We start from the raw sequence: 20,302 nt of genomic DNA on the forward strand, positions 1-20,302 counted from the left end.
ACGCGAGGGCACCCTTCGCGCCGGCGTTGCAACCGGGGCTCCAGCAGTAGACCACGATGGGCACGTCGGGATCGAACTCGGCCACACGCGCGGGGATGTCACGATAGGGCACGTGCACGGCGCCGCTGATGCGGCCCTGGCGCCACGCCTCGTCGCTGCGCACATCCACCAGCACGAAGGCGTCTCCGGCCTTCTGTGCGGCGTATACGTCGGAGGCGTCGGTCTCGTGCTGGAGTTTTGCGGCGAAGTAGGACACGGCGTCGATCATGATCCGAGCCTAGAAGCGCGCGGAACGACGGCCGAGACCAAAGACCGCCACCTTTCGGCGTGTTCCTGCCGAATGGCCAGCTGGTCAAGGCTGCGGCGGCCCGGTAGGGCGGGGGTGCGCGCGTCGCCCATGACAAAGGCCCCGCGCGAACCGGAGTTCGCACGGGGCCCTGTGAAGCGGCGCTCAGTCGTTGTCGGACGGACGCTTCTTCGGAGTCTTCTTCTCTTCGACCTCCGGCGCGACGACCGTGGTGGGTCGCACGGCGGTCTCGTGCAGGCGCTGGGTCTGGTCGGCCACGAGCGGAGCGTCGGGAGCCCCGGCGCGGTCGTGCGCGCCCTGGATCTCGGCGGTCTCTTCTTCGGCGATGTGGTCGAGGGCGTGGTGCTGGTGCGCCAGCGCCGCATCGACCTCGGACTGCGTGACGGGCGTCAGGCGGTCCTCGAACAACCAGCGGGAGAGCGACGCGCGCACGTTCTGGTGCCAGGGGATCCGTCCCTGCGCGTTCGGACGAACGACCAACGGTTCGTTCGTCTCGTAGGAGACGAGCTTCCAGCGCTCGTACTCGTCGACGGGCTGGTATGCGCTTGGTGATGACGTACGCCAGGATCGGCCCGACGATGAGCGAGGCCTGCAGCGTGTGGATCACTCCCTCCATCGTCAGCCAGAAGTGCGTGGCGATGATGTCGGACGAGGCGGCGGCCCACAGTACCGCGTAGAAGGTGACACCGGCGGCGCCGATGGCGGTGCGGGTGGCGGCGTTGCGGGGGCGCTGCGCGATGTGGTGCTCGCGCTTGTCGCCCGTGATCCACGCCTCGATGAAGGGGTAGATCGCGACGAGCACGATGAACAGACCCAGCACCGCGAGCGGGATGATGATGTTCCACGACCAGGTGCGGTCGAGGAAGACCGTCTCGAGGTGCGGGGGCACGAGTCGCAGCGCGCCATCGGCGAAGCCGATGTACCAGTCGGGCTGGGTGCCGGCGGAGACGGGGGAGGGGTCGTAGGGGCCGTAGTTCCAGATCGGGTTGATCTGGAACAGCGATGCGACCAGGACGATGACGCCGAAGGTGATGAAGAAGAAGCCACCCATCTTGGACATGTAGACCGGCATCATCGGGTAGCCGACCACGTTGTCGTTCGTGCGGCCGGGGCCCGCGAACTGGGTGTGCTTGTTGACGATCATCAGGAGCAGGTGGACGGCGATCAGCGCGACGACGAGGGCCGGGAGGATCAGGATGTGCAGCACGTACAGGCGGCCGACGATCTCCGTGCCGGGGAACTCTCCACCGAACAGCAGGAACGAGGTCCACGTGCCGATCAGGGGGATCCCCTTGATCATGCCGTCGATGATGCGCAGGCCGTTGCCCGAGAGCAGGTCGTCGGGAAGCGAGTAACCGGTGAAGCCCTCGGCCATCGCCAGGACGAATAGGACGAAGCCGATCACCCAGTTCAGCTCGCGGGGCTTGCGGAAGGCTCCCGTGAAGAAGACGCGCAGCATATGCACGCCGATGCCGGCCACGAAGATCAGTGCGGCCCAGTGGTGGATCTGACGGACGAGAAGCCCGCCGCGCAGATCGAACGAGATGTGGAGCGTTGACTCCATGGCCGCCGACATCGGGATGCCGCGCATCGGCGCCCAGGAGCCGTTGTAGTGGGTCTCGACCATCGACGCCTGGAAGAAGAACGTGAGGAACGTTCCGGAGATCAGGACGACGACGAAGCTCCACAGGGCGATCTCGCCGAGCATGAACGACCAGTGGTCGGGGAAGATCTTGCGACCGAGCTCTTTGACCAGCCCGGAGATGCTGGTGCGCTCATCGATGTAGTTCGCTGTGGCGCCGACGAAGCGACCGCCCAGGGGCGGCTGCTTCGGTTCGCTCTTCGCGGTTGCGGTGCTCAATGACGCTCCCAGAAACTCGGACCGACGGGTTCGGTGAAGTCGCTCTGCGCGATGAGGTATCCCTCGTCGTCGACGGCGATGGGCAGCTGCGGCAGCGCACGGGCGGCGGGGCCGAAGATGACCGCAGCGCCACGCGACACGTCGAACTGCGACTGATGGCAGGGGCAGAGCAGGTGATGGGTCTGCTGCTCGTAGAGCGCGACGGGGCATCCGACGTGCGTGCACACCTTGGAGTACGCGACGATGCCGTCATACGACCAGGACGCGCGCTCCTCGGTCTCGACGAGCTGCTCGGGCAGCAGACGCATGAGCAGGACGATCGCCTTCGCCTTCTCCTCGAGGTACCCCTCGTCGTGCCCGAGCTCCGCGAGGGGTTCGGGGATGACGTGGAATGCCGAGCCCAGCGTGACATCGGCCGCGCGGATCGGGGTTCCCGTGGGATCGAGGGCGAGGCGCATGCCCGGCTCCCACATCGTGTGGCTGAGCAGCTCGACGGGGTTCTCGCCCTGCGGCGCGAGTCCGCGGAAGAGGACGATGCCGGGGGCGACGGAGGCGACCAGCGCGGCGATGAGCGAGTTGCGGATCATCGCTCGGCGTCCGAACCCGGACTCGTCATTGGCGGCCGAGAAGGCGGCGACGGCGCCCGCACGCGTCGACTCGCGCCCACGCGTGGGGTGCCGCGCCTCGATGTGCTCGGTGTCGGCCATGACTGCTTTGGACCAGTGGATGGCGCCGACACCGATGGCCAGCAGCGCCAGGGCGATGCCCAGGCCGATGAAGAGGTTGTTGTCGCGGATCGATGCGACCTCGCCGTCCTCGATCGGGAACAGGAAGTACGCGGCGATCGCCCAGATGCTGCCTGCCACCGAGAGATAGAACAGGCCGTACACGGTGCGCACGGCGAGGCGCATCTTGTTCGGGTCCTGATCGGTGACGCGCGTCCGGTGGGGCGGCAGGCCCGGGTTGCGCACGGGATCGCTCACGGCAACGGCGAGGCCCGATGAGGGAGCGGGTCCCCGATCGTGCTCCGGTGCCTCGATCTCGTTAGCCATGGTGCTCCTCGTACTCAGAAGTTCTCGATGCGACGGGGTCAGTTGGACTTGGCCGTGATCCACACGGTGAACGCGACCAGCGCGCCGATTCCGAAGATCCAGATGAACAGGCCCTCGGACACGGGACCGAGCGAGCCGAGCGTGAAGCCGCCCGCGCCGGAGTTGCGTTCCATCCACAGCAGCGACGAGATGATGTCGCGCTTGTCTTCGGGGGAGAGGTTCAGGTCGTTGAAGACCGGCATGTTCTGCGGACCGGTGACCATCGCCGCGTAGATGTGGCGGGGGTCGACACCCACGAGCGAGGGGGCGTACTTGCCCTCGGTGAGGGCGCCGCCGGCTGCGGCGACGTTGTGGCACATCGCGCAGTTGATGCGGAAGAGCTCGGCTCCGTGGGCGACGTCGCCTTCGCCGTCGAGAACCTCGCCGCTGGCGATCTCGGGGCCCGGGGCGATGGACTGCACGTAGGCCGCCATCGCCGCGATCTGCTCGTCGGTGAACTGCACCGGCTTCTGCGGCGCCTGCGGTCCCTGCATCTGCAGGGGCATACGGCCAGTGGCGACCTGGAAGTCGACGGCCATGGCGCCGACACCGTACAGGCTGGGTCCGTTCTCGGTGCCCTGCAGGTCGAGACCGTGACAGGTGGCACAGTTGGCCTGGAAGAGCTTCTCGCCGTCGTCGACGGTGAGCGTCTGCGTGGCGACCTCGGGCGTCGAGGCCATCGCGGCGGACGCCCCGGCGTAGAGGCCACCCGTCAGCAGCAGACCGATTCCGATCAGGCCGGCGGCGGCGAGGGGGCTGCGCCGACCGCTGCGGCGTTTCTTCTCACGAGGCATGGCGAGGGGGTTCCGCTTTCTATTTCAGGAAGTAGATGACGGCGAACAGGGCGATCCAGACCACGTCGACGAAGTGCCAGTAGTACGACACGACGATGGCGCTGGTGGCCTCCTTGTGGCCGAAGTTGCGCACGGCGTAGGCGCGACCGATGACGAGCAGGAACGCGACGAGTCCGCCGGTGACGTGCAGGGCGTGGAAGCCCGTCGTCAGGTAGAACGCCGACGCGTAAGAGTCCGCCTCGATGGGCATGCCCTCCGTGATGAGCGTGGCGTACTCCCACACCTGACCGGAGACGAAGATCGCGCCCAGGATGAAGGTGAGGAAGAACCACTCGACCATTCCCCAGCCGAACAGCCCGCGCTTCTTCGCGGAGTACGGCTGGAAGCGCTCCGCGGCGAAGACGCCCATCTGGCATGTCACCGACGACAGCACCAGGATGATCGTGTTCACGAGCGCGAACGGAACGTTCAGCAGCTCGGTGCGCTCGGCCCACAGATCGGGGGAGGTGTTGCGCAGAGTGAAGTAGATGGCGAAGAGCCCGGCGAAGAACATGACTTCGCTGCCGAGCCACACGATGGTGCCGACGGCCACCGGATCAGGCCGTTTGATGGTCCTCGCCGCCGGGGCATAGGTCGCTGAGGTGGTCGTCACGTTCACCATTATGGCCGATGCTCGGGCTGCGAGATCGCATGGGCGGGTATCGATTTGGCCGCGTTGAAACTTAGGATCACCTAAGAACGCGCGTGGAATCACCCCCGCATTCCCCCTGCGTACGCCTCGTTAGGATCGCCTGTATGAGTGACGCCCCGACCTGGCCGGACCTGATAGCGAACCTTCTCGAGGGGCGCGATCTCCCCGTGTCGGAGGCGACGTGGGCCATGGCGCAGGTGATGACGGGCGAGACGACGCCGTCGCAGCTGGCGGGGTTCCTCATTGCCCTGCGCGCCAAGGGTGAGACCGTGGACGAGATCGTCGGATTCCGTGACGCCATCCTGGATGCCGCGCTGCCGCTCGATGTCTCCGCCGACGCCCTCGACATCGTGGGCACCGGCGGGGACCGCTTCGGGACGGTGAACGTCTCGACGATGGCATCTGTCGTGGCGGCAGCATCCGGGGTCCCCGTCATCAAGCACGGCAACAGGGCCGCCAGCAGCGCCTCGGGCTCGTCCGACGTGCTGGGAGCGCTCGGTGTGCCGATCTCGCTCACGCCGCAGGCGGTGGCCGAGACGCTCCGCCGCACGGGGATCACCTTCGTGTTCGCGGGCGGTTTCCATCCCGGGTTCGCGCACGCCGCGGCGACGCGCCGCGAGCTGGGCGTGCCCACCGTCTTCAACTTCCTGGGTCCCCTGTGCAACCCCGCGCGGGCGGAGGCGAACGCCGTGGGCGTCGCCCACCTCGACCGCGTACCCCTCATCACCGGCGTGTTCCGCACGCGGGGCGCGACGGCGCTGGTCTTCCGAGGGGACGACGGATTGGATGAGTTGACCACGACGGGGCACTCCCACATCTGGGAGGTCTCCCGCGGTGACATCCACGAGCACGACCTGGATCCGCGCGACCTGGGAATCCCCCGCGCGCGCATGGATCAGCTGCGCGGGGGCGACCCCGCGCACAACGCCGAGGTGGTGAGACGGGTGCTCGGGGGCGAGACCGGCGCTGTGCGCGACATCGTGCTGCTGAACGCCGCGGCGGGTCTCGTGGCCTACCGGCTCTCGCACGACGCCGCCCAGGCTCAGCGCCCCATCGTCGAGCGCCTCGCCGAGGAGCGCGACCGCGCCGCGGCCGCGATCGATTCGGGTGCGGCCGCCGCCAAACTCACCCAGTGGATCGAGGTCTCGCGAGAGCTCGGCTGACGCCCGCGCCCGCCCTGCGCGGGGTGCTGCGCCCGGCGTAGGGTGGCCGCGTGGATCCCGCAGACGCCCTCGCCGAGATCGCGACGCTGCTCGAGCGGGAGCGTGCTTCGCGATACCGATCCAAGGCCTTCCGTGCGGCTGCGGCGGCCATCGCCGGCCTCGACGCGGCGGTCCTGCACGATCCCGCGCGACTGCGGCGCGTGGCGGGCGTCGGCGATTCCTCGTTCGCGGTCATCACCCAGGCGCTGGCGGGTCGCGTGCCGGACTACCTGCTCGAGCTGCGGGAGCGCTACGACGTCCCTGCGGCCGGGTCGGCCCTGCGCGTGCTGCTGCGCGGCGATCTGCACACGCACAGCGAGTGGTCCGACGGGCTCGCACCGATCGAGCTGATGGTGGGCGAGGCTCGACGGCTCGGTCACGAGTACACGGCACTCACCGACCACTCGCCGCGACTGCGCGTGGCGAACGGTCTGAGCGCCGAGCGCCTGCGCGCGCAGCTCGAGATCCTGCCTCGGTTCTCGGACGACGGCTTCACGCTGCTGTCGGGGATCGAGGTCGACATCCTCGACGACGGGACGCTCGACCAGACCGAGGAGCTGCTCGGCGAGCTCGACGTCGTCGTCGCCTCGGTGCATTCGAAGCTGCGCATGGATGCCGACGCCATGACGCGCCGCATGGTCGCGGCGGTTCGGAACCCGCGTGTGAACGTGCTGGGGCACGTGACCGGTCGCCTCGTCGAGGGTGCACGCGGAACGCGTCCGCCGTCGGAGTTCGACGCGCGCGCCGTGTTCGAGGCGTGCGCGGCCCACGACACGGCGGTCGAGATCAACTCGCGTCCCGAGCGCCAGGATCCACCCGATGACCTGCTCGCGCTGGCGGTGGAGGTGGGCTGCCTGTTCGCGATCGACTCGGATGCGCACGCACCGGGTCAGCTCTCCCTGCTCGACTACGGCGCTGCGCGCGCGGAGGCCGCCGGTGTGCCCGCCGATCGGATCGTGACGACATGGCCGCGGGCACGCCTACAGGCATGGGCGCGGCCCGGCGGCTGACCCGCGTTTCGCCGGGCTCAGTGCGGGCTCGACGGGCTCAGCGCGGGCTCGACGGGCTCAGCGGGCGTTGCGCGTCGGCGCGCTCCGTAGACTGAGTCGGTGACGACCGCCCCCGCCTTCGCCGCGGGGCGAGCGGTTCCGTGGCTCGTCGTCGCGGGTGTGCTGGTCGCGGCCCTCAGCCTGCGCGGGCCGATCGTCGCGCCGACCCCGGTGCTCATCGACATCCAGGAGGATCTGGGCATCGGCACGGCGTCGGCCGGACTCCTGACCTCGGTGCCCGTCCTGATGTTCGCGGCGCTCACGCCCGTCGCGGCGCTCGTGATCCGGCGCGCGGGTCCGGAGGTCGCGCTGCTGCTGACGCTGCTCGGGGTGCTCGCGGGGACGTTCGTGCGCGCGCTGCCCGGGTTCGGCTGGATGCTGGCGGGTTCGCTCGTGATCGGAGCCGCCATCACGATCGGCAACGTCGTGATCCCCGTGGTGATCCGGCGAGATGTGCCGCCGGCGCGGGTGTCGACCGTCACGGCCGGCTACGCGGCAACGCTCAACGCCGGCTCCCTCATCACGTCCCTCGGCACGGCGCCTCTGGCCGCGGTCATCGGCTGGACGTGGGCGCTCGTCGCGTGGGCGTCCATCACGCTCGCCGGAGTGATTCTCTGGATGCTGCACATGCGGCGCTCGCGCGCGGCGGCCGACCGGTTCTCGGGCCTCGGCCCCCGCGGCGACGCCGGCGCACCGGGCGCACCCGACACGGGGAACGCGGACGGGCACGGACCGCCGGCATCCACGGGGCAGATCCCGCTGCGGCGCGATCCGTCGCGCGACGCGGAGTCGCTCACCGGCCCGTTGCCCGTCGTGCCCGCCCGCGGCGTCGAGCGCACCATGCTGAGACGACCCATCACCTGGCTGCTCATGCTGACCTTCTCGGGGCAGACGACGGCGTACTACGCCCTCACGACGTGGCTGCCCACGATCCTCGGCGACCAGCTGCAGGTCGACCGCACGAGCGCCGGCGCCCTCGCCTCGATCTTCCAGGGCGTGGGCATCCTCGGGGCGTTCCTCGTGCCCGTGCTCACACGCTATTTTCCGACGATCGTGCCGGCGGTCGTGATCTGCGTGTGCTGGCTCGTGCTCACAGGCGGGATGCTGGTGGCCCCCGCGGGTTTCGTCGTGTGGGCGAGCTTCGGGGCGATCGCACACGCGGGCGGTTTCGTCGTCATCTTCACGGCCCTCGTGGCGGTCGCGCGCTCCGACTCCGAAGCCGCCGGGATGTCGGCGTTCGTACAGGGCGGCGGGTACGCGATCGGGGCGCTCGGTGCCCCCGTGATGGGGTATCTGCACGAGGCGACGGGCGACTGGTCGGTGCCGCTCGCGCTCGTGCTCGGCATCTCGATCGTGTACTGCGTGCTGTTGCTGAGCTCCGTCGCCGGCGTCCGCCGCGCCCGCGCCTGACGGCGCGTCGCCGTCGTCGTCGACGACGACCGGGCAGTCAGGAGGTCGTCAGCGCGGCGAGCGCGCGCTGCATCGATGCGCCGAGCGCCCAGCGCTCCGCGACGGCGGCGGCGAGGCCGGCGTCGGGCGCCCGCGGTGCCGGTGCATCCGCGAGGTCCAGGTCACGGACGACGCTCACCACGCGCGGAGCGACCTCGAGGTAGGGGAGGGCGGCGAGCACCTTCGCCTGCAGGCCCGCCGACATGCCCTCGCCGGCGGTGGCCGCGGCGATGATCCCGGCGAGGTCTCCGTGCGCGGCGAGCAGCGTGGCCGCGGTCTTCTCGCCGATCCCGGGCACGCCGGGCAGGCCGTCGGAGGCATCGCCGCGCAGCGTCGCGAAATCGGCGTACTGCCCGGGCAGGATCCGGTACTTGGCGACGACCGTCGCATCGGTCATGACCTCGAGGTTGCTCATGCCCCGCGCGGTGTAGATCACTCGCGCGCCGCGGGTGTCGTCGACGAGCTGGAAGAGGTCGCGGTCGCCCGTCACGATGTCGACGGGGCCGTTCGCCTGCGCGGCGAAGGATCCGATGACGTCGTCGGCCTCATGGTGCGCGCGTCCCACAATCGGGATGCCGAGGGCTTCGAGCTCCTCGCGGATGACCGGAAGCTGCGCCTCGAGCGGATCAGGGACCTCCTCGACGTCGGGACCTGACGATGCGACCTCGGCGACGCGGTGCGCCTTGTAGCTCGGAATGAGATCGACGCGCCACTGCGGGCGCCAATCGTCGTCCCAGCACGCCACGATGCCCGAGGGGGAGTAGGTGGTCGCGAGCTTCGCGATCATGTCGAGCAGTCCGCGCGCGGCGTTGACCGGGGTGCCATCGGGAGCGCGCACGGTGTCGGGCATCCCATAGTAGGCGCGGAAGTACAGCGAGGCTGTGTCGAGCAACATGACCCGTTCTTGCACGGCGTTCTCCTTCGTGGGGTGCCCGCGGCAACGCGAACTGAGTGAGGTCAGAGTGGAGTCAGGCCTGAGCCCAAGGGGTCGAGCTCGACGCGGAAGGTGTTGCCCACCTCGTCTTGCAGTGCGGCCTGCAGTCGTCGACCTTCCGCGAGGTGATCGGCCCGAGCCTTCTCCGACCGCCACCCGGTCTCATCGTCGAACTCACGATTGAAGTCCTTCGCCCACTCCATGATCTGTTCGATCAGTCCCGGCTCAAGGAAGGTGAGACCGAATTCGTAGTCTCCATCGGAACGGACGGGCCAACCCGCGTACGGGATGCCGAGCTCGACTAAACGGGTGGTCATGTTGTCGATTCTGTCCTGCGGCTCGAGCCTCGTGTCGGTCAATTCAGTGTGAACTGCGGACGACGTGTGTTGAGAACAGGTCTTCGGTCGAGTACAGCGACGCGGTATCGAGGAGCATGAGGCGGTCGGTCACGGGCCCATCCTCGCATCCGCTCCGGCTCAGGTGTCGTGCTCGAGGGGTGCGGCATCCTCGCGGTGATCGTCCAGGCCGCCGGGCGGGAACGACGTGCGCTCGGCATGCGATCGGAGGAACAGTGTGCTCGCCACCAGGCCGCCCCACACCAGCAGGATCGACAGGAGGAGGAAGACGATCGCGAGGGCGGTCATGATCGGGTCTCCTCACCTGTCGTGGCGGCGGCATCCACCTGTCTCTGTGGCGGGTAGGGCGGCCACGCCGTGAAGTCGTCCGGCGGACTCTTCCATCGGATGCCCGTGAGCACGGCGGCCGAAACGACGAGGAACAGGATCGTGCCCCACCCGACGATCCCGAGGTACCACGGCGGCATGCCGCCGTACCCCTCCACCAGGAGCGTGATGACGCGTGCAATGAGCATGTAGCCGAGCACGAGCGGCGCGAGGATGCCGACCAGGGCGATCCAGATGCGGCCGAGGGGGAAGGTCGAGACCGCATTGAGGTGGTAGCGCAGCTCGGGGCCCAGTCGCAGAACCCAGATCACGAGGATCGTGGACGCGACGGCAGAGGCGACGATGCCGATGTTGTTGGCCCACTGGTCGGCGACGTCCAGCGCGAGCAGACCGGTCGTGGTCGAGAAGAGCAGGATCGACAGCACCGCTGACACGGTGCCCAGGCGCAGCGCCGCCTGACGCGGGGTCAGCGCGAACTTCTCCTGCAGCGCGGCCGAGACCACCTGCAGCACGGAGATGAGCGACGTGAAACCGGCGAGGGCGAGCGAGCCGAAGAACAGCGCGCCGAAGATCGGCCCACCGGGCATCTGCGACACGATGGCGGGGAAGGTGATGAACGAGAGCCCCACGCCCGTGAGTCCCTCGAGCTCGGCGACCTCGACGCCCTGCTGGAAGGCCAGGAAACCGAGGGTGGCGAACACGCCGATGCCCGCGAGGATCTCGAACGAAGAGTTCGCGAAGGCCACGACCAGGCCGGGTGCGGTGAGGTTGGCGCGCCGCTTGCGGTAGGAGGCGTAGGTGATCATGATGCCGAACGCGATCGAGAGTGAGAAGAAGATCTGGCTGTACGCGGCGATCCACACGTCGGGGTCGGCGAGGGCCGCCCAGTTCGGAGTGAAGAGGGCGTTCAGGCCGTCGGCGGCGCCGTCGAGGAAGAGTGCCCGGACGACGAGCACCGAGAACGCGACGATCAGCACGGGCAGGAAGATGACGTTGACGCGCTGGAGGCCCTTCGCGACCCCGAGGGTGAGGACGACGATCGCGGCGATCCAGATCAGCGCCAGGGGGATGAGCACGCCGGGCACGAACTCGAGGCTGAAGCCGGGGTCGCCGGTGCGCAGGTACTCGCCCGTGAGGAATCCCGCGGGGTCATCGCCCCAGCGCAGGTCGAAGGAGAACACGAAGTACGACACCGCCCAGGCGATGACGGCGGTGTAGTAGAGACCGATGACGAACGCGATCGAGACCTGGAACCATCCGACGGACTCGAGCAGCCCCTTCGCTCGCCCTGCGGCGCGACGGAAGGCGGTCGGGGCGGCGCCGCGGAAACGGTGACCGAGCGCGTAGTCGAGGAAGAGGATCGGGATGCCGGCCGTGACGAGGGCGATCAGATAGGGGATGAGGAAGGCCCCGCCACCGTTCTCGTACGCGACGCCGGGAAAGCGCCAGATGTTGCCCAGTCCGACGGCCGATCCGATCGCGGAGAGGATGAACCCGAGCTGGCCGCTCCACTGCTCCCGCGGCTTCGCGTCGCCGTCCGGGGTGGGGCCTGTCTGCACATTCGTCACGCGTGCTCCCTGCTGCTGGCTGCGGCATGGGTCGCGTCGTCGTCGGCACGACCTGCCCGCACGCTACCAGCGCCGGTCATCGGAGCGACAGCATCCGCCCGTCGTGTCGTCGGCCCGCGCTCTCGCCCGCGCGACCGCGCCCCTCGGCGAACCCACATTTTTGCAGCGAGACACCACACGACACGTGGTGGCTCGCTGCAAAAATGTGGGTTCGCGGGTTCGCGGGTTCGCGGGTTCGCGGGTTCGCGGGTTCGCGGGTTCGCGGGTTCGCGGGTTCGCGGGTTCGCGGGTTCGCGGAGGGCGGGAGGGGCGGCAGCGCCCGGCCATCAGCCGCCCGAGGTCACGATGCCGACGATGCCCGAGATGAGGAAGTAGAGGCCGACGGCGCCGACGACAACCCAGATCGTGATGCGGGTCGTGCTCGGGCCCGTGGGCTTGTCATCGCCGAAGTTGGTCACCCCTGAAGGGTAGTTCCCGGCCGCGGAGATCGCCCGGTGCCTCGCGGACGGGCTTAGCGTTGGTGCCATGAGACGCCCCGCGCCCGATCCCGTCGCCCCCGGCCAGGAGTCCGTGTGGGATTACCCGCGCCCGCCGCGTGTCGAGCGCGTCGACCGGCGCGTCAGTATCGACCTCGGCGGCGAGCGCATCGTCGACACCGATGATGTCGTCCGGGTTCTCGAGACCAGCCACCCGCCCGTCTACTACCTGCCGATCGACGCTTTCGCCCCGGGGGCGCTGGTCCCCGCCGCCGGGTCGTCCTTCTGCGAGTTCAAGGGCGCCGCACGGTACTTCGACGTGCACGGCGGCGGCCGCACCGCGCCCCGCGCCGCGTGGACGTATCCCGCCCCCGCACCGGGGTTCGAGGCACTGGCCGGGCGCGTGGCCGTCTACCCCGCGCCGATGGACACCTGCACCGTCGGGGGCGAGGTGGTCACGCCGCAGCCCGGCGGGTTCTATGGCGGATGGGTCACCGCGGACCTCGCCGGGCCCTTCAAGGGCGGGCCGGGGTCGCAGGGGTGGTGACAAGACCGTGCCCGTGCGGCACGGGCCTCGCGTACGACGGATGCTGCGGTCCGCTGCACGCGGGCGCGCCCGCGTCCACGGCGCTCGCTCTCATGCGCTCGCGATACAGCGCATTCGCCCGCGCCGATGCCGCGTACCTCGCGGCGACGTGGCACCCCGGGACGGTGCCCGATGCCGTCGACGTGGACGCCGGAGTGCGATGGACCGGCCTCGAGATCTTCGACGTCGTCGCCGGCGGACCGGGCGAGCGCCGGGGCACGGTCGAGTTCGTCGCCCGCTACCGCGAGGACGGCGTCGCACACGAGCTGCACGAGCGCAGCCGCTTCGTGCGGCAGAGCGATCGCTGGTGGTACCTGGACGGGCGGGGCTGACACTCGGCATCCCGAGGCGCCGTCGTGTCTCAGGCCAGCAGGCGCCCGCTCGCGCCGAGCGCGACCCGCCGGGGCACGATTCCGGCGAGTGTCGCGGCGACCGCGTTGGCCGCGCCGGAGACGACACTCGGGGGAGTGCGGCGGCGGTCGAGAGCCCGGAGCGCGGTCTCGACGACCTGCGCGGGCGACTGCATGCCGCGTCCGGCGATCTCTTCTGCGCCGGCGATCTCGAAGAACTCGGTCGCGGTCGAGCCGGGGCTCAGCGCAAGGACGCGCAGGCCCGTGTCGCGCGTCTCGTACGCGATCGCCTCGGTGAAGCTCAGGACGAACGCCTTCGTCGCCCCGTAGACGGCCATGTGCGGGGTGGGCTGGTAGGCCACGACGCTGGCGATGTTGACCAGCGCCCCGCGTCCCGAGGCGACGAGGTCGGGGAGGAACTCGCGCGTGATCGCGGTCAGCGCCGCGACGTTGAGCTGGATCATCGCGTCGAGCCGTGCGGGGTCGGCCTCGGCGAACGCCCCGCGCGCGCCGAATCCCGCGTTGCCGATGAGGGTGTCGACGCGGATGTCCCGCGCATCGAGCTCCGCGCGCAGTGTTGCGGCGGCCCCGGGGGCGGCGAGGTCGTGCGCCAGCGGCGTCGCGGTGACCCCGTACCGCGACTCGAGCTCGGTGGCGAGGGCGCGCAGCCGATCCTCGCGCCGCGCGACGAGGACGACATCGGCGCCGCGCTCGGCGAACCGGGCCGCGAACTCCTCGCCGATGCCCGAGCTCGCGCCCGTGATCAGCGCGGTCGTGCCGCGATAGGTCATGCCGCCGGCGTCGCTCGTGTCCACCCGTCCAGGCTATGCGCGCTCGAGGCGGGTACGGGCCGCGGCCCCGGCGACGGGTGAGCGGGGTTAGCGTGGAGGGATGTCGCGCATCCTCGTCTTCGGCGGCCACGGCAAGGTGGCCCTTCTGCTCGCTCCTGTGCTGGTCGAGCGCGGTCATCTCGTCACCGCCGTCATCCGCAACCCCGCACACACCGCCGAGGTCGCGGCGACGGGCGCGACCGCCCGTGTCGCCGACGTCGAGCGTCTCGACACCGCGCAGCTCGCCGAGCTCATCGCCGGTCACGACGCGGTCGTCTGGTCGGCCGGCGCCGGGGGAGGCGACCCCGAGCGCACCCGCGCGGTCGACCGCGACGCGGCGGTGCGGTCGATGGATGCCGCGGCCGCTGCCGGGGTCACCCGCTACGTCATGGTGTCGTACTTCGGCGCGGGTCCCGACCACGGTGTTCCCGAGGGCGACTCCTTCTATGCATATGCCGAGGCCAAGTCCGCCGCCGACGAGCACTTGCGTGCCTCCGCACTGGAGTACACGATCCTCGCCCCCGGCGCCCTCACCCTCGACGAGGCCACCGGGCGCATCGATGTCGCGGCGACCGAGTCTGCCTCCGTCGCGCGTGCGGATGTGGCGGCCGTGATCGCCGCGGCCCTGGCAGAACCGGCGACGATCGGGCGCAGCATCCGCTTCAACACCGGCACCGTGCCGATCCCCGAGGCGCTGCGCGGCTGACGCCGCACCCATCGTTCACCCGGGCTTCGCGCGCGCGACACCGAAAGGCCCCGAACCGGTTCACCCTCGCCTCGCACGGTGGAGGGACGGCGGAGTCACCGCCGTCTGAGGGTGAACCGGGGGTGACGTGGCTCACGACGTCGTCGCATGGGTGGAATCGCCGCTGCAGCTGATCGGGGCCGCCGAGTGGGCCCACGCTCATCGCACGAGCGCAGCGATCGCCGGGCGCCTGACCGCGCAGATGCCCGAGACCGCCGATGAGCTGTTGGCCCGAGGCGCGACGTTCGGCGCGATGGCTCCCTACCTCGGCATCCCCTGGGGTGTGCTGGCACGCCACCGGCACTGGCTCGTCGGCGACGGGTACTCCGGCCAGTTCCGGCTCGCGGCGTCGGTGCTGCGGCCCCGGCGCATCACCTTCCTCGACGACGGAGCCAACGCGGTCGCCTTCGCCGACACGCTGACCGGTCGACGGGGTTACAGCCGGCCGGGCGTCGCCGAGCGGGGCCTGACCACCCGCATCGCGCCCGTCGCCCTCGACCTGCTCCACACCCGTGCCCTCGCGGGTCGCGTCGACGTCTTCACGGCCTTCGCGCTCGGCGACGAGAGGGTGCGCGCCCTCGCCGAGCTCGGCATCCCGGTGCGCTCCCACCGCTTCGAGTGGACGCGGGCGAGCGCGCCCCGTGCCACGGCCGATGCCCGACCGACCACACGGCGCGTGCTCCTGGGCAGCGCCCGTCCGGTGGACGGACACCTGGATGCCGATCTCTACCTCGACTGGATCGCCGCCGAAGCAGCGTCCTCCCCGCTCACCTATCTTCCGCATCGGCGCGAGACGCCGGCACAGCTGGCTGCGGTCGCCGCGATCCCCGGGGTGCGGATCGCGCAGGGCCATCTGCCGGCCGAGCTCGTCCTGGCCGGAGCCGAGGGTCTCGACGTCCTGACCCTGGCCTCGAGCACGACCACGACCCTTCCGCTCGTGCTGGATGGCACCGGCAGCCGCATCCGCGAGCGCGTGCCCGGCCAGCGTCACCGACGCAGGGCGCTGCGATGACGGCCTCGGCGCGCGCCACGGGCGAGGTCGTCGCCGTCATTCCCGCGCGAGGCGGCTCCAAGGGCGTGCCGCGCAAGAACCTGCGTCGGGTCGCGGGGGTTCCCCTCGTCGGACGCGCCGTCGCCGCCGCGCTCGCCGCGTCCCGTATCGACCGTGTGATCGTCTCGACCGACGACGACGAGATCGCGTCGGTCGCGCGCGAGTGGGGCGCCCAGATCCTGCGTCGTCCGGCGGAGATCTCCGGCGACACCGCGAGCTCCGAGAGCGCGCTGCGGCACGCCCTCGACGCGCTCGCCGAGGGTGGAGTGGATGTCGGGGTCCTCGCCTTCCTCCAGGCGACGTCGCCGTTCATCGATCCCCACGCGCTCGACGACGCGATCGCGCTCGTGCGCCGCGGATCGTTCGGGAGCGTGTTCTCGGCGGTCGAGACCTACGGATTCCTCTGGGAACGGAGCGCGGAGGGCGCGCGCGGCGTCAACCACGACGCCGCCGTTCGTCCCCGCCGACAGGACCGCGAGCCGCACTGGCTCGAGAGCGGCGCGTTCTACGTCATGGACGCGCCGGGCTTCCGCGCGGCGGGGCACCGATTCTTCGGCCGTACCGGAATCGTCGCGGTCCCTGAGCGCACCGCGATCGAGATCGACTCCGAGGAGCAGCTGCAGCTCGCGCGCGCCATCGCACCCCTCATCCGTTCGCGGCTCGCCGGTGCCGAGGCGATCGACGTCGACGCCGTCGTGACGGACTTCGACGGCGTGCACACCGACGACACCGTGCTCGTCGGATCCGACGGCGCAGAGCTCGTTCAGGTCTCCCGCTCGGACGGAATGGGCGTGTCGCGGCTGCGGGCCGCCGGCATCCCGATGCTCATCCTCTCGACCGAGACGAACCCGGTCGTGGGCGCCCGGGCGCGCAAGCTGCGCGTCGACGTGCGGCAGGCCGTCGACGACAAGGCGGCGGCGCTGCGGGCGTGGGCCGCCGAGCGCGACCTCCCGCTTCATCGCATCGCCTACCTCGGCAACGACGTCAACGACCTCGGCTGCCTCGAGATCGTCGGCTGGCCGGTCGCGGTGCCCGACGCGCACCCCCTCGTGCTGGCGGCGGCGCGCGTCGTGCTCGCCCGCGATGGGGGAGCGGGCGCCGTGCGCGACCTCGTCGAGCGGGTGCTGCGGGCCCGCGACACGGCAGCCGACGGCCCGTCGGCGCCCGTCACGACCCCTCCGCACGCGGAGACCTCCAGAAAGGCTCAGCCATGACCGTCACCATCGGATCCCGCGTCGTGGGGGGTGGGCGCCCCGCGTACGTCATCGCGGAGATCGGCCTGAACCACAACGGCGAGGTCGACCTCGCCAAGCGCCTCATCGACGTCGCCGCGGATGCGGGCGCCGATGCGGTGAAGTTCCAGAAGCGCACGCCCGAGCTGGCGACGCCGGAGCACATGCGCGATGTTCCGCGGGAGACGCCGTGGGGCACGATGAGCTATCTCGACTACCGCCGCCGTGTGGAGTTCGGGCGCGAGGAGTACGTCGAGATCGGCGATCACGCGCTGCTGCGCGGGCTCGATTGGTTCGCATCGCCGTGGGACGTGCCGAGTGTGGCCTTTCTCGAAGACCTCGGCGTCGTCGCGCACAAGGTGGCATCCGCCTCCGTCACCGACCTCGAGCTGCTGAGTGCCCTGCGCGAGACGGGCAAGCCCGTCATCCTCTCCACGGGCATGTCGACGATCGGCCAGATCGACGCCGCCATCGAGGTGCTCGGCACCGATCGGCTCGTGCTCATGCACGCGACCTCCACCTACCCGATGGAGCCCGACGAGGCGAACCTGCGCGTCATCCCGGTGCTGCGCGACCGGTACCCCGGCGTTCCCGTGGGGTACTCCGGCCACGAGCGGGGGCTGCAGATCTCCCTCGCCGCCATGGCGCTCGGCGCGGTGGCGATCGAGCGGCACATCACTCTCGATCGCACGATGTGGGGCTCCGACCACGCCGCCTCGCTCGAGCCGACCGGTTTCGCCCACCTCGTGCGCGACATCCGCATCATCGAGTCGGCGCTCGGCGACGGCGTCAAACGGGTGTTCCCCGGGGAGCTGGCGCCGATGGCGAAGCTGCGCCGCGTGCCCGCGTGAGACCCGGCGCGAATCCTGCCCGGCTGCGGGTGGTCGCGCTCGCCGACACGGATTCGTACGTCAAATGGGCGGCGGCGTTGCTCGGGTCGCGGGCGGATGCCGTCACCCCGTCACTCCTCGTCGTGCAGACACCGCTCGTGGTCAGCGACGCGCAACTGTCTGCCGCGCTCGCCGGAAGCGGCCTCGAAGACCATGCCGTGCGCCGCATGGACTACGCCGGGCTTCTCACGGCACTGCGAGCGGCTCAGCCCGACGCCGTGCTGATCGCGGCACGGGGACCGCTCGTGCGGGTGCTCGCGCGACTGGTGGCCACGCTCGAGCCGCGTCCCGTGATCGTGACGGGCCTGCCGGGCATCTCGATCCCCGCCACGCGCAAGGCCGTGTTCTACCGCACGCAGTGCGACCTCTTCGTGCTGCACTCCCTGCGCGAGGTGCGCGATTTCACGGCGCTCGCCGCCCGCCTGGGCGTGAGTGCGCGGTTCGCGCTGTCGCGTCTGCCCTTCGCACAGGTCGGGGCGGCGGCTCGCGTGCAGCATCCCGTGCCCGGTGGCACGGACCTGGTCTTCGCCGCCCAGGCGATCGTCCCGCGCGAGCGTCGTGAACGCGAACGTGTCGTGCGGATGCTGCGGGACGCCGCCCGCGCGGACCCCACGCGTCGTGTCGTGGTCAAGGTGCGGGCGATGGCGGGCGAGCGCCAGACGCACCACGAGCGCGACGACTACGCCGGTCTCATCGCCGCGCTCGGAGAGACGCCACCCAACCTCGTGCTCTCGAGCGCGCCGATGGCGCGCGCGCTGGAGCGCGCCGAGGGCCTCGTGACGGTGAGCTCGACGGCCGCGATCGAAGCGGTCGCGCGGGGGATCCCCGTGATCGCCCTCGACACGTTCGGCGTCGACGAAGCCCTCATCAACACGGTGTTCGAGGGGAGCGGTCTGTTCGGCGGTGAGGACCGGGCGATCGCGCGGGACTTCCGGCACCCCCGGCCGGAGTGGCTGTGCGAGAACTACTTCCACGCGGCGTCGGAGGACGACTGGGTGGAGCGGCTGGGAGCGCTCACCGCCCTACGCCGCCGCGGCCATCTTCCCGGCCGCGAGCCCCTCGCGCGGCGCGGCGGAGCGCTGCGCGACGCCTTCGAGCGCAAGCAGGTCCTGGGCCGCGAAGATCGCACGCTGTCGGGCGCGCTCGCCTTCGCGGTCGGAGCGCCGGCGCGGGCGGTGCTCCTGGTGCTGCGGGGCATGCGCAGGCCGGTCCACGCCGCGCACCCGTAGTCTGGCGCGCATGGACGTCGACCCGACCGAAGGGATCGAGCCGGACTTCGCGGGCTTCATCGCGGACCGACGAGCCGCCCTCCACGAGCGGATCGGGATGCTCGAGCGTCAGCTGGAGGGCATCCGGCGGGCCCGTGAGGAGTGGACGGACGACGAGCACGACCCCGAGGGCTCGACGCTGATCACCGAGTGGTCGCGCGCCGAGGGGCTGCGCGCGGAGCACCTCGCCGAGCTCGCCGAGCTCGATCGGGCGCAGGAGCGGTTGGACGCCGGCAGGTACGGCGTGTGTGAGCGGTGCGGCACGCCGCTGCTGCCGGGACGGCTGCGCCTGCGTCCCGCGGCGACCCTGTGCGTGCCGTGTGTGGACGCGACCCGTGGCGGGCGCTGATCCCACGGGCGCCGCCGATCGGCGCGTCGCGCCGCGGATTCGACGGGCGCGGCATCCCCTCCTGCCATACTGTCCGGCGTGAACAGCACCCGGATCTTCGGCGCCTCCGTCGCCATCGCCGCCGCCCTCGCCCTGTCCGCCTGCGCCGGAGAGTCGACCCCGTCGACCTCGCCCTCCGCCTCGACCTCAGAGAGCCCCGCCACTCCCGTGATCGCTCCCGTCACCATGGATTCGAACGACCTTCAGGCCGCCACCGTCGAGCTCGTCGTCGGACAGGTCCTCAACATCAACACCGGGGACCTCGCCGTCGACAGCTACTCGGCCGAGGTCTCCGACGACGCCGTCGCCGAGTTCGTCCAGGGCCGCGAGGAGGGCGGAGCCGTCTTCAACCCCGGCTTCGAGGCGATCGCCGAGGGGTCCACCGAGGTGACGATGACGAATGCGGACGGCGGCATCCAGCCCCTCGAGTTCACCATCGAGGTCACCGCGCGCTGACCCTCCCGCTCGATCCGCCGGTCGGCCGGCTCGACGCGGCGACCGCCGGTGCGCCCGACACGCGATGCGAAGCCCCGGGTCGCTCTGTTACCCTGGAGCGTCACTCGTGTGGCTCTTCAGCCGTGCGTGCGCGACAATCGAACGACAATCCGCTTCGCCTGATCCGGTTTCGCCTGTCCTCCCGACGGATGCCGCCGCCAGGCCCTGAACAACAACCCCAACAAGGACAACCCACTACATGACTACCGCAACGACCGCCACGGCCACCAAGCAGGTCGCGATCAACGACATCGGATCTGCCGAGGACTTCCTGGCCGCGGTCGAGAAGACCCTCAAGTTCTTCAACGACGGAGACCTCATCGAGGGCACCGTGGTGAAGATCGACCGCGACGAGGTCCTCC

General features: G+C 70.5%; 22 protein-coding genes and 2 pseudogenes. 13 read left to right on the forward strand and 11 right to left on the reverse strand.

Annotated features, from left to right (window positions below):
• The 5 genes and pseudogenes from DI573_RS11150 to DI573_RS11170 form a co-directional block, all read right to left on the reverse strand.
• The coding region (locus DI573_RS11150) for a rhodanese-like domain-containing protein (RefSeq protein WP_292814079.1) at window positions 1-268 on the reverse strand (268 nt) is incomplete at its 3' end.
• 183 nt (window positions 269-451) lie between these two features.
• Window positions 452-2,126: pseudogene (locus DI573_RS11155) on the reverse strand (ubiquinol-cytochrome c reductase cytochrome b subunit).
• Between the two features lie 38 nt (window positions 2,127-2,164).
• Window positions 2,165-3,220: a Rieske 2Fe-2S domain-containing protein gene (locus DI573_RS11160; protein ID WP_292814081.1), complete on the reverse strand. Its 1,056-nt coding sequence runs from the start codon at window positions 3,218-3,220 to the stop codon at window positions 2,165-2,167.
• Between the two features lie 38 nt (window positions 3,221-3,258).
• Complete coding sequence (locus DI573_RS11165; protein WP_292814084.1) at window positions 3,259-4,053, reverse strand: cytochrome c; 795 nt, start codon at window positions 4,051-4,053, stop codon at window positions 3,259-3,261.
• A gap of 19 nt (window positions 4,054-4,072) precedes the next feature.
• Window positions 4,073-4,714 carry a heme-copper oxidase subunit III gene (locus DI573_RS11170; RefSeq protein ID WP_292814087.1) on the reverse strand — a complete coding sequence of 214 codons (642 nt, stop codon included), beginning with the start codon at window positions 4,712-4,714 and terminating at the stop codon, window positions 4,073-4,075.
• A gap of 134 nt (window positions 4,715-4,848) precedes the next feature.
• On the opposite strand from DI573_RS11170, the gene trpD reads away from it, so the two are divergent.
• From trpD to DI573_RS11185, 3 genes are all read left to right on the forward strand, one after another.
• Complete coding sequence (trpD, locus tag DI573_RS11175) at window positions 4,849-5,907, forward strand: anthranilate phosphoribosyltransferase (RefSeq protein ID WP_292814089.1); 1,059 nt, start codon at window positions 4,849-4,851, stop codon at window positions 5,905-5,907.
• A gap of 50 nt (window positions 5,908-5,957) precedes the next feature.
• Complete coding sequence (locus DI573_RS11180) at window positions 5,958-6,956, forward strand: PHP domain-containing protein (RefSeq protein WP_292814092.1); 999 nt, start codon at window positions 5,958-5,960, stop codon at window positions 6,954-6,956.
• 99 nt (window positions 6,957-7,055) lie between these two features.
• Window positions 7,056-8,405: an MFS transporter gene (locus tag DI573_RS11185; RefSeq protein ID WP_292814095.1), complete on the forward strand. Its 1,350-nt coding sequence runs from the start codon at window positions 7,056-7,058 to the stop codon at window positions 8,403-8,405.
• Window positions 8,406-8,442: 37 nt separating this feature from the next.
• Here DI573_RS11185 and DI573_RS11190 read toward each other — a convergent pair whose 3' ends face one another.
• From DI573_RS11190 to DI573_RS11210, 5 genes are all read right to left on the reverse strand, one after another.
• Window positions 8,443-9,354 carry a 5'-3' exonuclease H3TH domain-containing protein gene (locus DI573_RS11190; RefSeq protein ID WP_292814098.1) on the reverse strand — a complete coding sequence of 304 codons (912 nt, stop codon included), beginning with the start codon at window positions 9,352-9,354 and terminating at the stop codon, window positions 8,443-8,445.
• Window positions 9,355-9,401: 47 nt separating this feature from the next.
• A complete protein-coding gene (locus DI573_RS11195) occupies window positions 9,402-9,695 on the reverse strand; it encodes a hypothetical protein (RefSeq protein ID WP_292814100.1) in 294 nt (97 codons plus the stop codon).
• 159 nt (window positions 9,696-9,854) lie between these two features.
• Entirely contained in the window at window positions 9,855-10,022 is a 168-nt protein-coding gene (locus DI573_RS11200) for a methionine/alanine import family NSS transporter small subunit (RefSeq protein WP_292814103.1), read from the reverse strand.
• Window positions 10,019-11,629, reverse strand: a complete 1,611-nt coding sequence (locus DI573_RS11205) for a sodium-dependent transporter (protein ID WP_292814106.1) — start codon at window positions 11,627-11,629, stop codon at window positions 10,019-10,021. The genes DI573_RS11200 and DI573_RS11205 overlap by 4 nt, the downstream gene beginning before the upstream one ends.
• A 326-nt stretch (window positions 11,630-11,955) precedes the next feature.
• Window positions 11,956-12,087 carry a hypothetical protein gene (locus DI573_RS11210; RefSeq protein ID WP_292814109.1) on the reverse strand — a complete coding sequence of 44 codons (132 nt, stop codon included), beginning with the start codon at window positions 12,085-12,087 and terminating at the stop codon, window positions 11,956-11,958.
• A gap of 67 nt (window positions 12,088-12,154) precedes the next feature.
• Here DI573_RS11210 and DI573_RS11215 point away from each other — a divergent pair, with 67 nt between their 5' ends.
• Both DI573_RS11215 and DI573_RS11220 read left to right on the forward strand, forming a co-directional pair.
• Complete coding sequence (locus DI573_RS11215; protein WP_292814112.1) at window positions 12,155-12,652, forward strand: DUF427 domain-containing protein; 498 nt, start codon at window positions 12,155-12,157, stop codon at window positions 12,650-12,652.
• Window positions 12,649-13,023, forward strand: a complete 375-nt coding sequence (locus DI573_RS11220) for a YchJ family metal-binding protein (RefSeq protein WP_292814114.1) — start codon at window positions 12,649-12,651, stop codon at window positions 13,021-13,023. The genes DI573_RS11215 and DI573_RS11220 overlap by 4 nt, the downstream gene beginning before the upstream one ends.
• A gap of 29 nt (window positions 13,024-13,052) precedes the next feature.
• On the opposite strand, the gene DI573_RS11225 is transcribed toward DI573_RS11220, so the two are convergent.
• On the reverse strand, window positions 13,053-13,856 hold the full coding sequence (locus DI573_RS11225; protein ID WP_363331362.1) for an SDR family oxidoreductase: 804 nt from the start codon (window positions 13,854-13,856) through the stop codon (window positions 13,053-13,055).
• 76 nt (window positions 13,857-13,932) lie between these two features.
• Here DI573_RS11225 and DI573_RS11230 point away from each other — a divergent pair, with 76 nt between their 5' ends.
• From DI573_RS11230 to rpsA, 8 genes and pseudogenes are all read left to right on the forward strand, one after another.
• A complete protein-coding gene (locus tag DI573_RS11230; protein ID WP_292814117.1) occupies window positions 13,933-14,577 on the forward strand; it encodes an SDR family oxidoreductase in 645 nt (214 codons plus the stop codon).
• A gap of 127 nt (window positions 14,578-14,704) precedes the next feature.
• A complete protein-coding gene (locus tag DI573_RS11235) occupies window positions 14,705-15,628 on the forward strand; it encodes a hypothetical protein (protein WP_292814120.1) in 924 nt (307 codons plus the stop codon).
• A complete protein-coding gene (locus DI573_RS11240; RefSeq protein WP_292814123.1) occupies window positions 15,625-16,881 on the forward strand; it encodes an acylneuraminate cytidylyltransferase in 1,257 nt (418 codons plus the stop codon). The genes DI573_RS11235 and DI573_RS11240 overlap by 4 nt, the downstream gene beginning before the upstream one ends.
• Window positions 16,878-17,750 carry an N-acetylneuraminate synthase family protein gene (locus DI573_RS11245; protein WP_292814126.1) on the forward strand — a complete coding sequence of 291 codons (873 nt, stop codon included), beginning with the start codon at window positions 16,878-16,880 and terminating at the stop codon, window positions 17,748-17,750. Before DI573_RS11240 ends, DI573_RS11245 begins: the two co-directional genes overlap by 4 nt.
• The gene (locus tag DI573_RS11250) at window positions 17,747-19,018 is read left to right on the forward strand and encodes a DUF6716 putative glycosyltransferase (RefSeq protein WP_292814129.1); all 1,272 of its coding nucleotides are present in this window, start codon (window positions 17,747-17,749) and stop codon (window positions 19,016-19,018) included. The genes DI573_RS11245 and DI573_RS11250 overlap by 4 nt, the downstream gene beginning before the upstream one ends.
• A 10-nt stretch (window positions 19,019-19,028) precedes the next feature.
• Entirely contained in the window at window positions 19,029-19,406 is a 378-nt protein-coding gene (locus DI573_RS11255; protein WP_292814131.1) for a TraR/DksA C4-type zinc finger protein, read from the forward strand.
• A gap of 78 nt (window positions 19,407-19,484) precedes the next feature.
• Window positions 19,485-19,901, forward strand: coding sequence for a hypothetical protein (locus DI573_RS11260; RefSeq protein ID WP_292814134.1), 417 nt, complete (start codon window positions 19,485-19,487; stop codon window positions 19,899-19,901).
• Window positions 19,902-20,139: 238 nt separating this feature from the next.
• A pseudogene (gene rpsA, locus DI573_RS11265) lies at window positions 20,140-20,302 on the forward strand (30S ribosomal protein S1); the annotation flags it as partial.

It is taken from the genome of Microbacterium sp., assembly GCF_003248605.1.
Classification (GTDB): domain Bacteria; phylum Actinomycetota; class Actinomycetes; order Actinomycetales; family Microbacteriaceae; genus Microbacterium.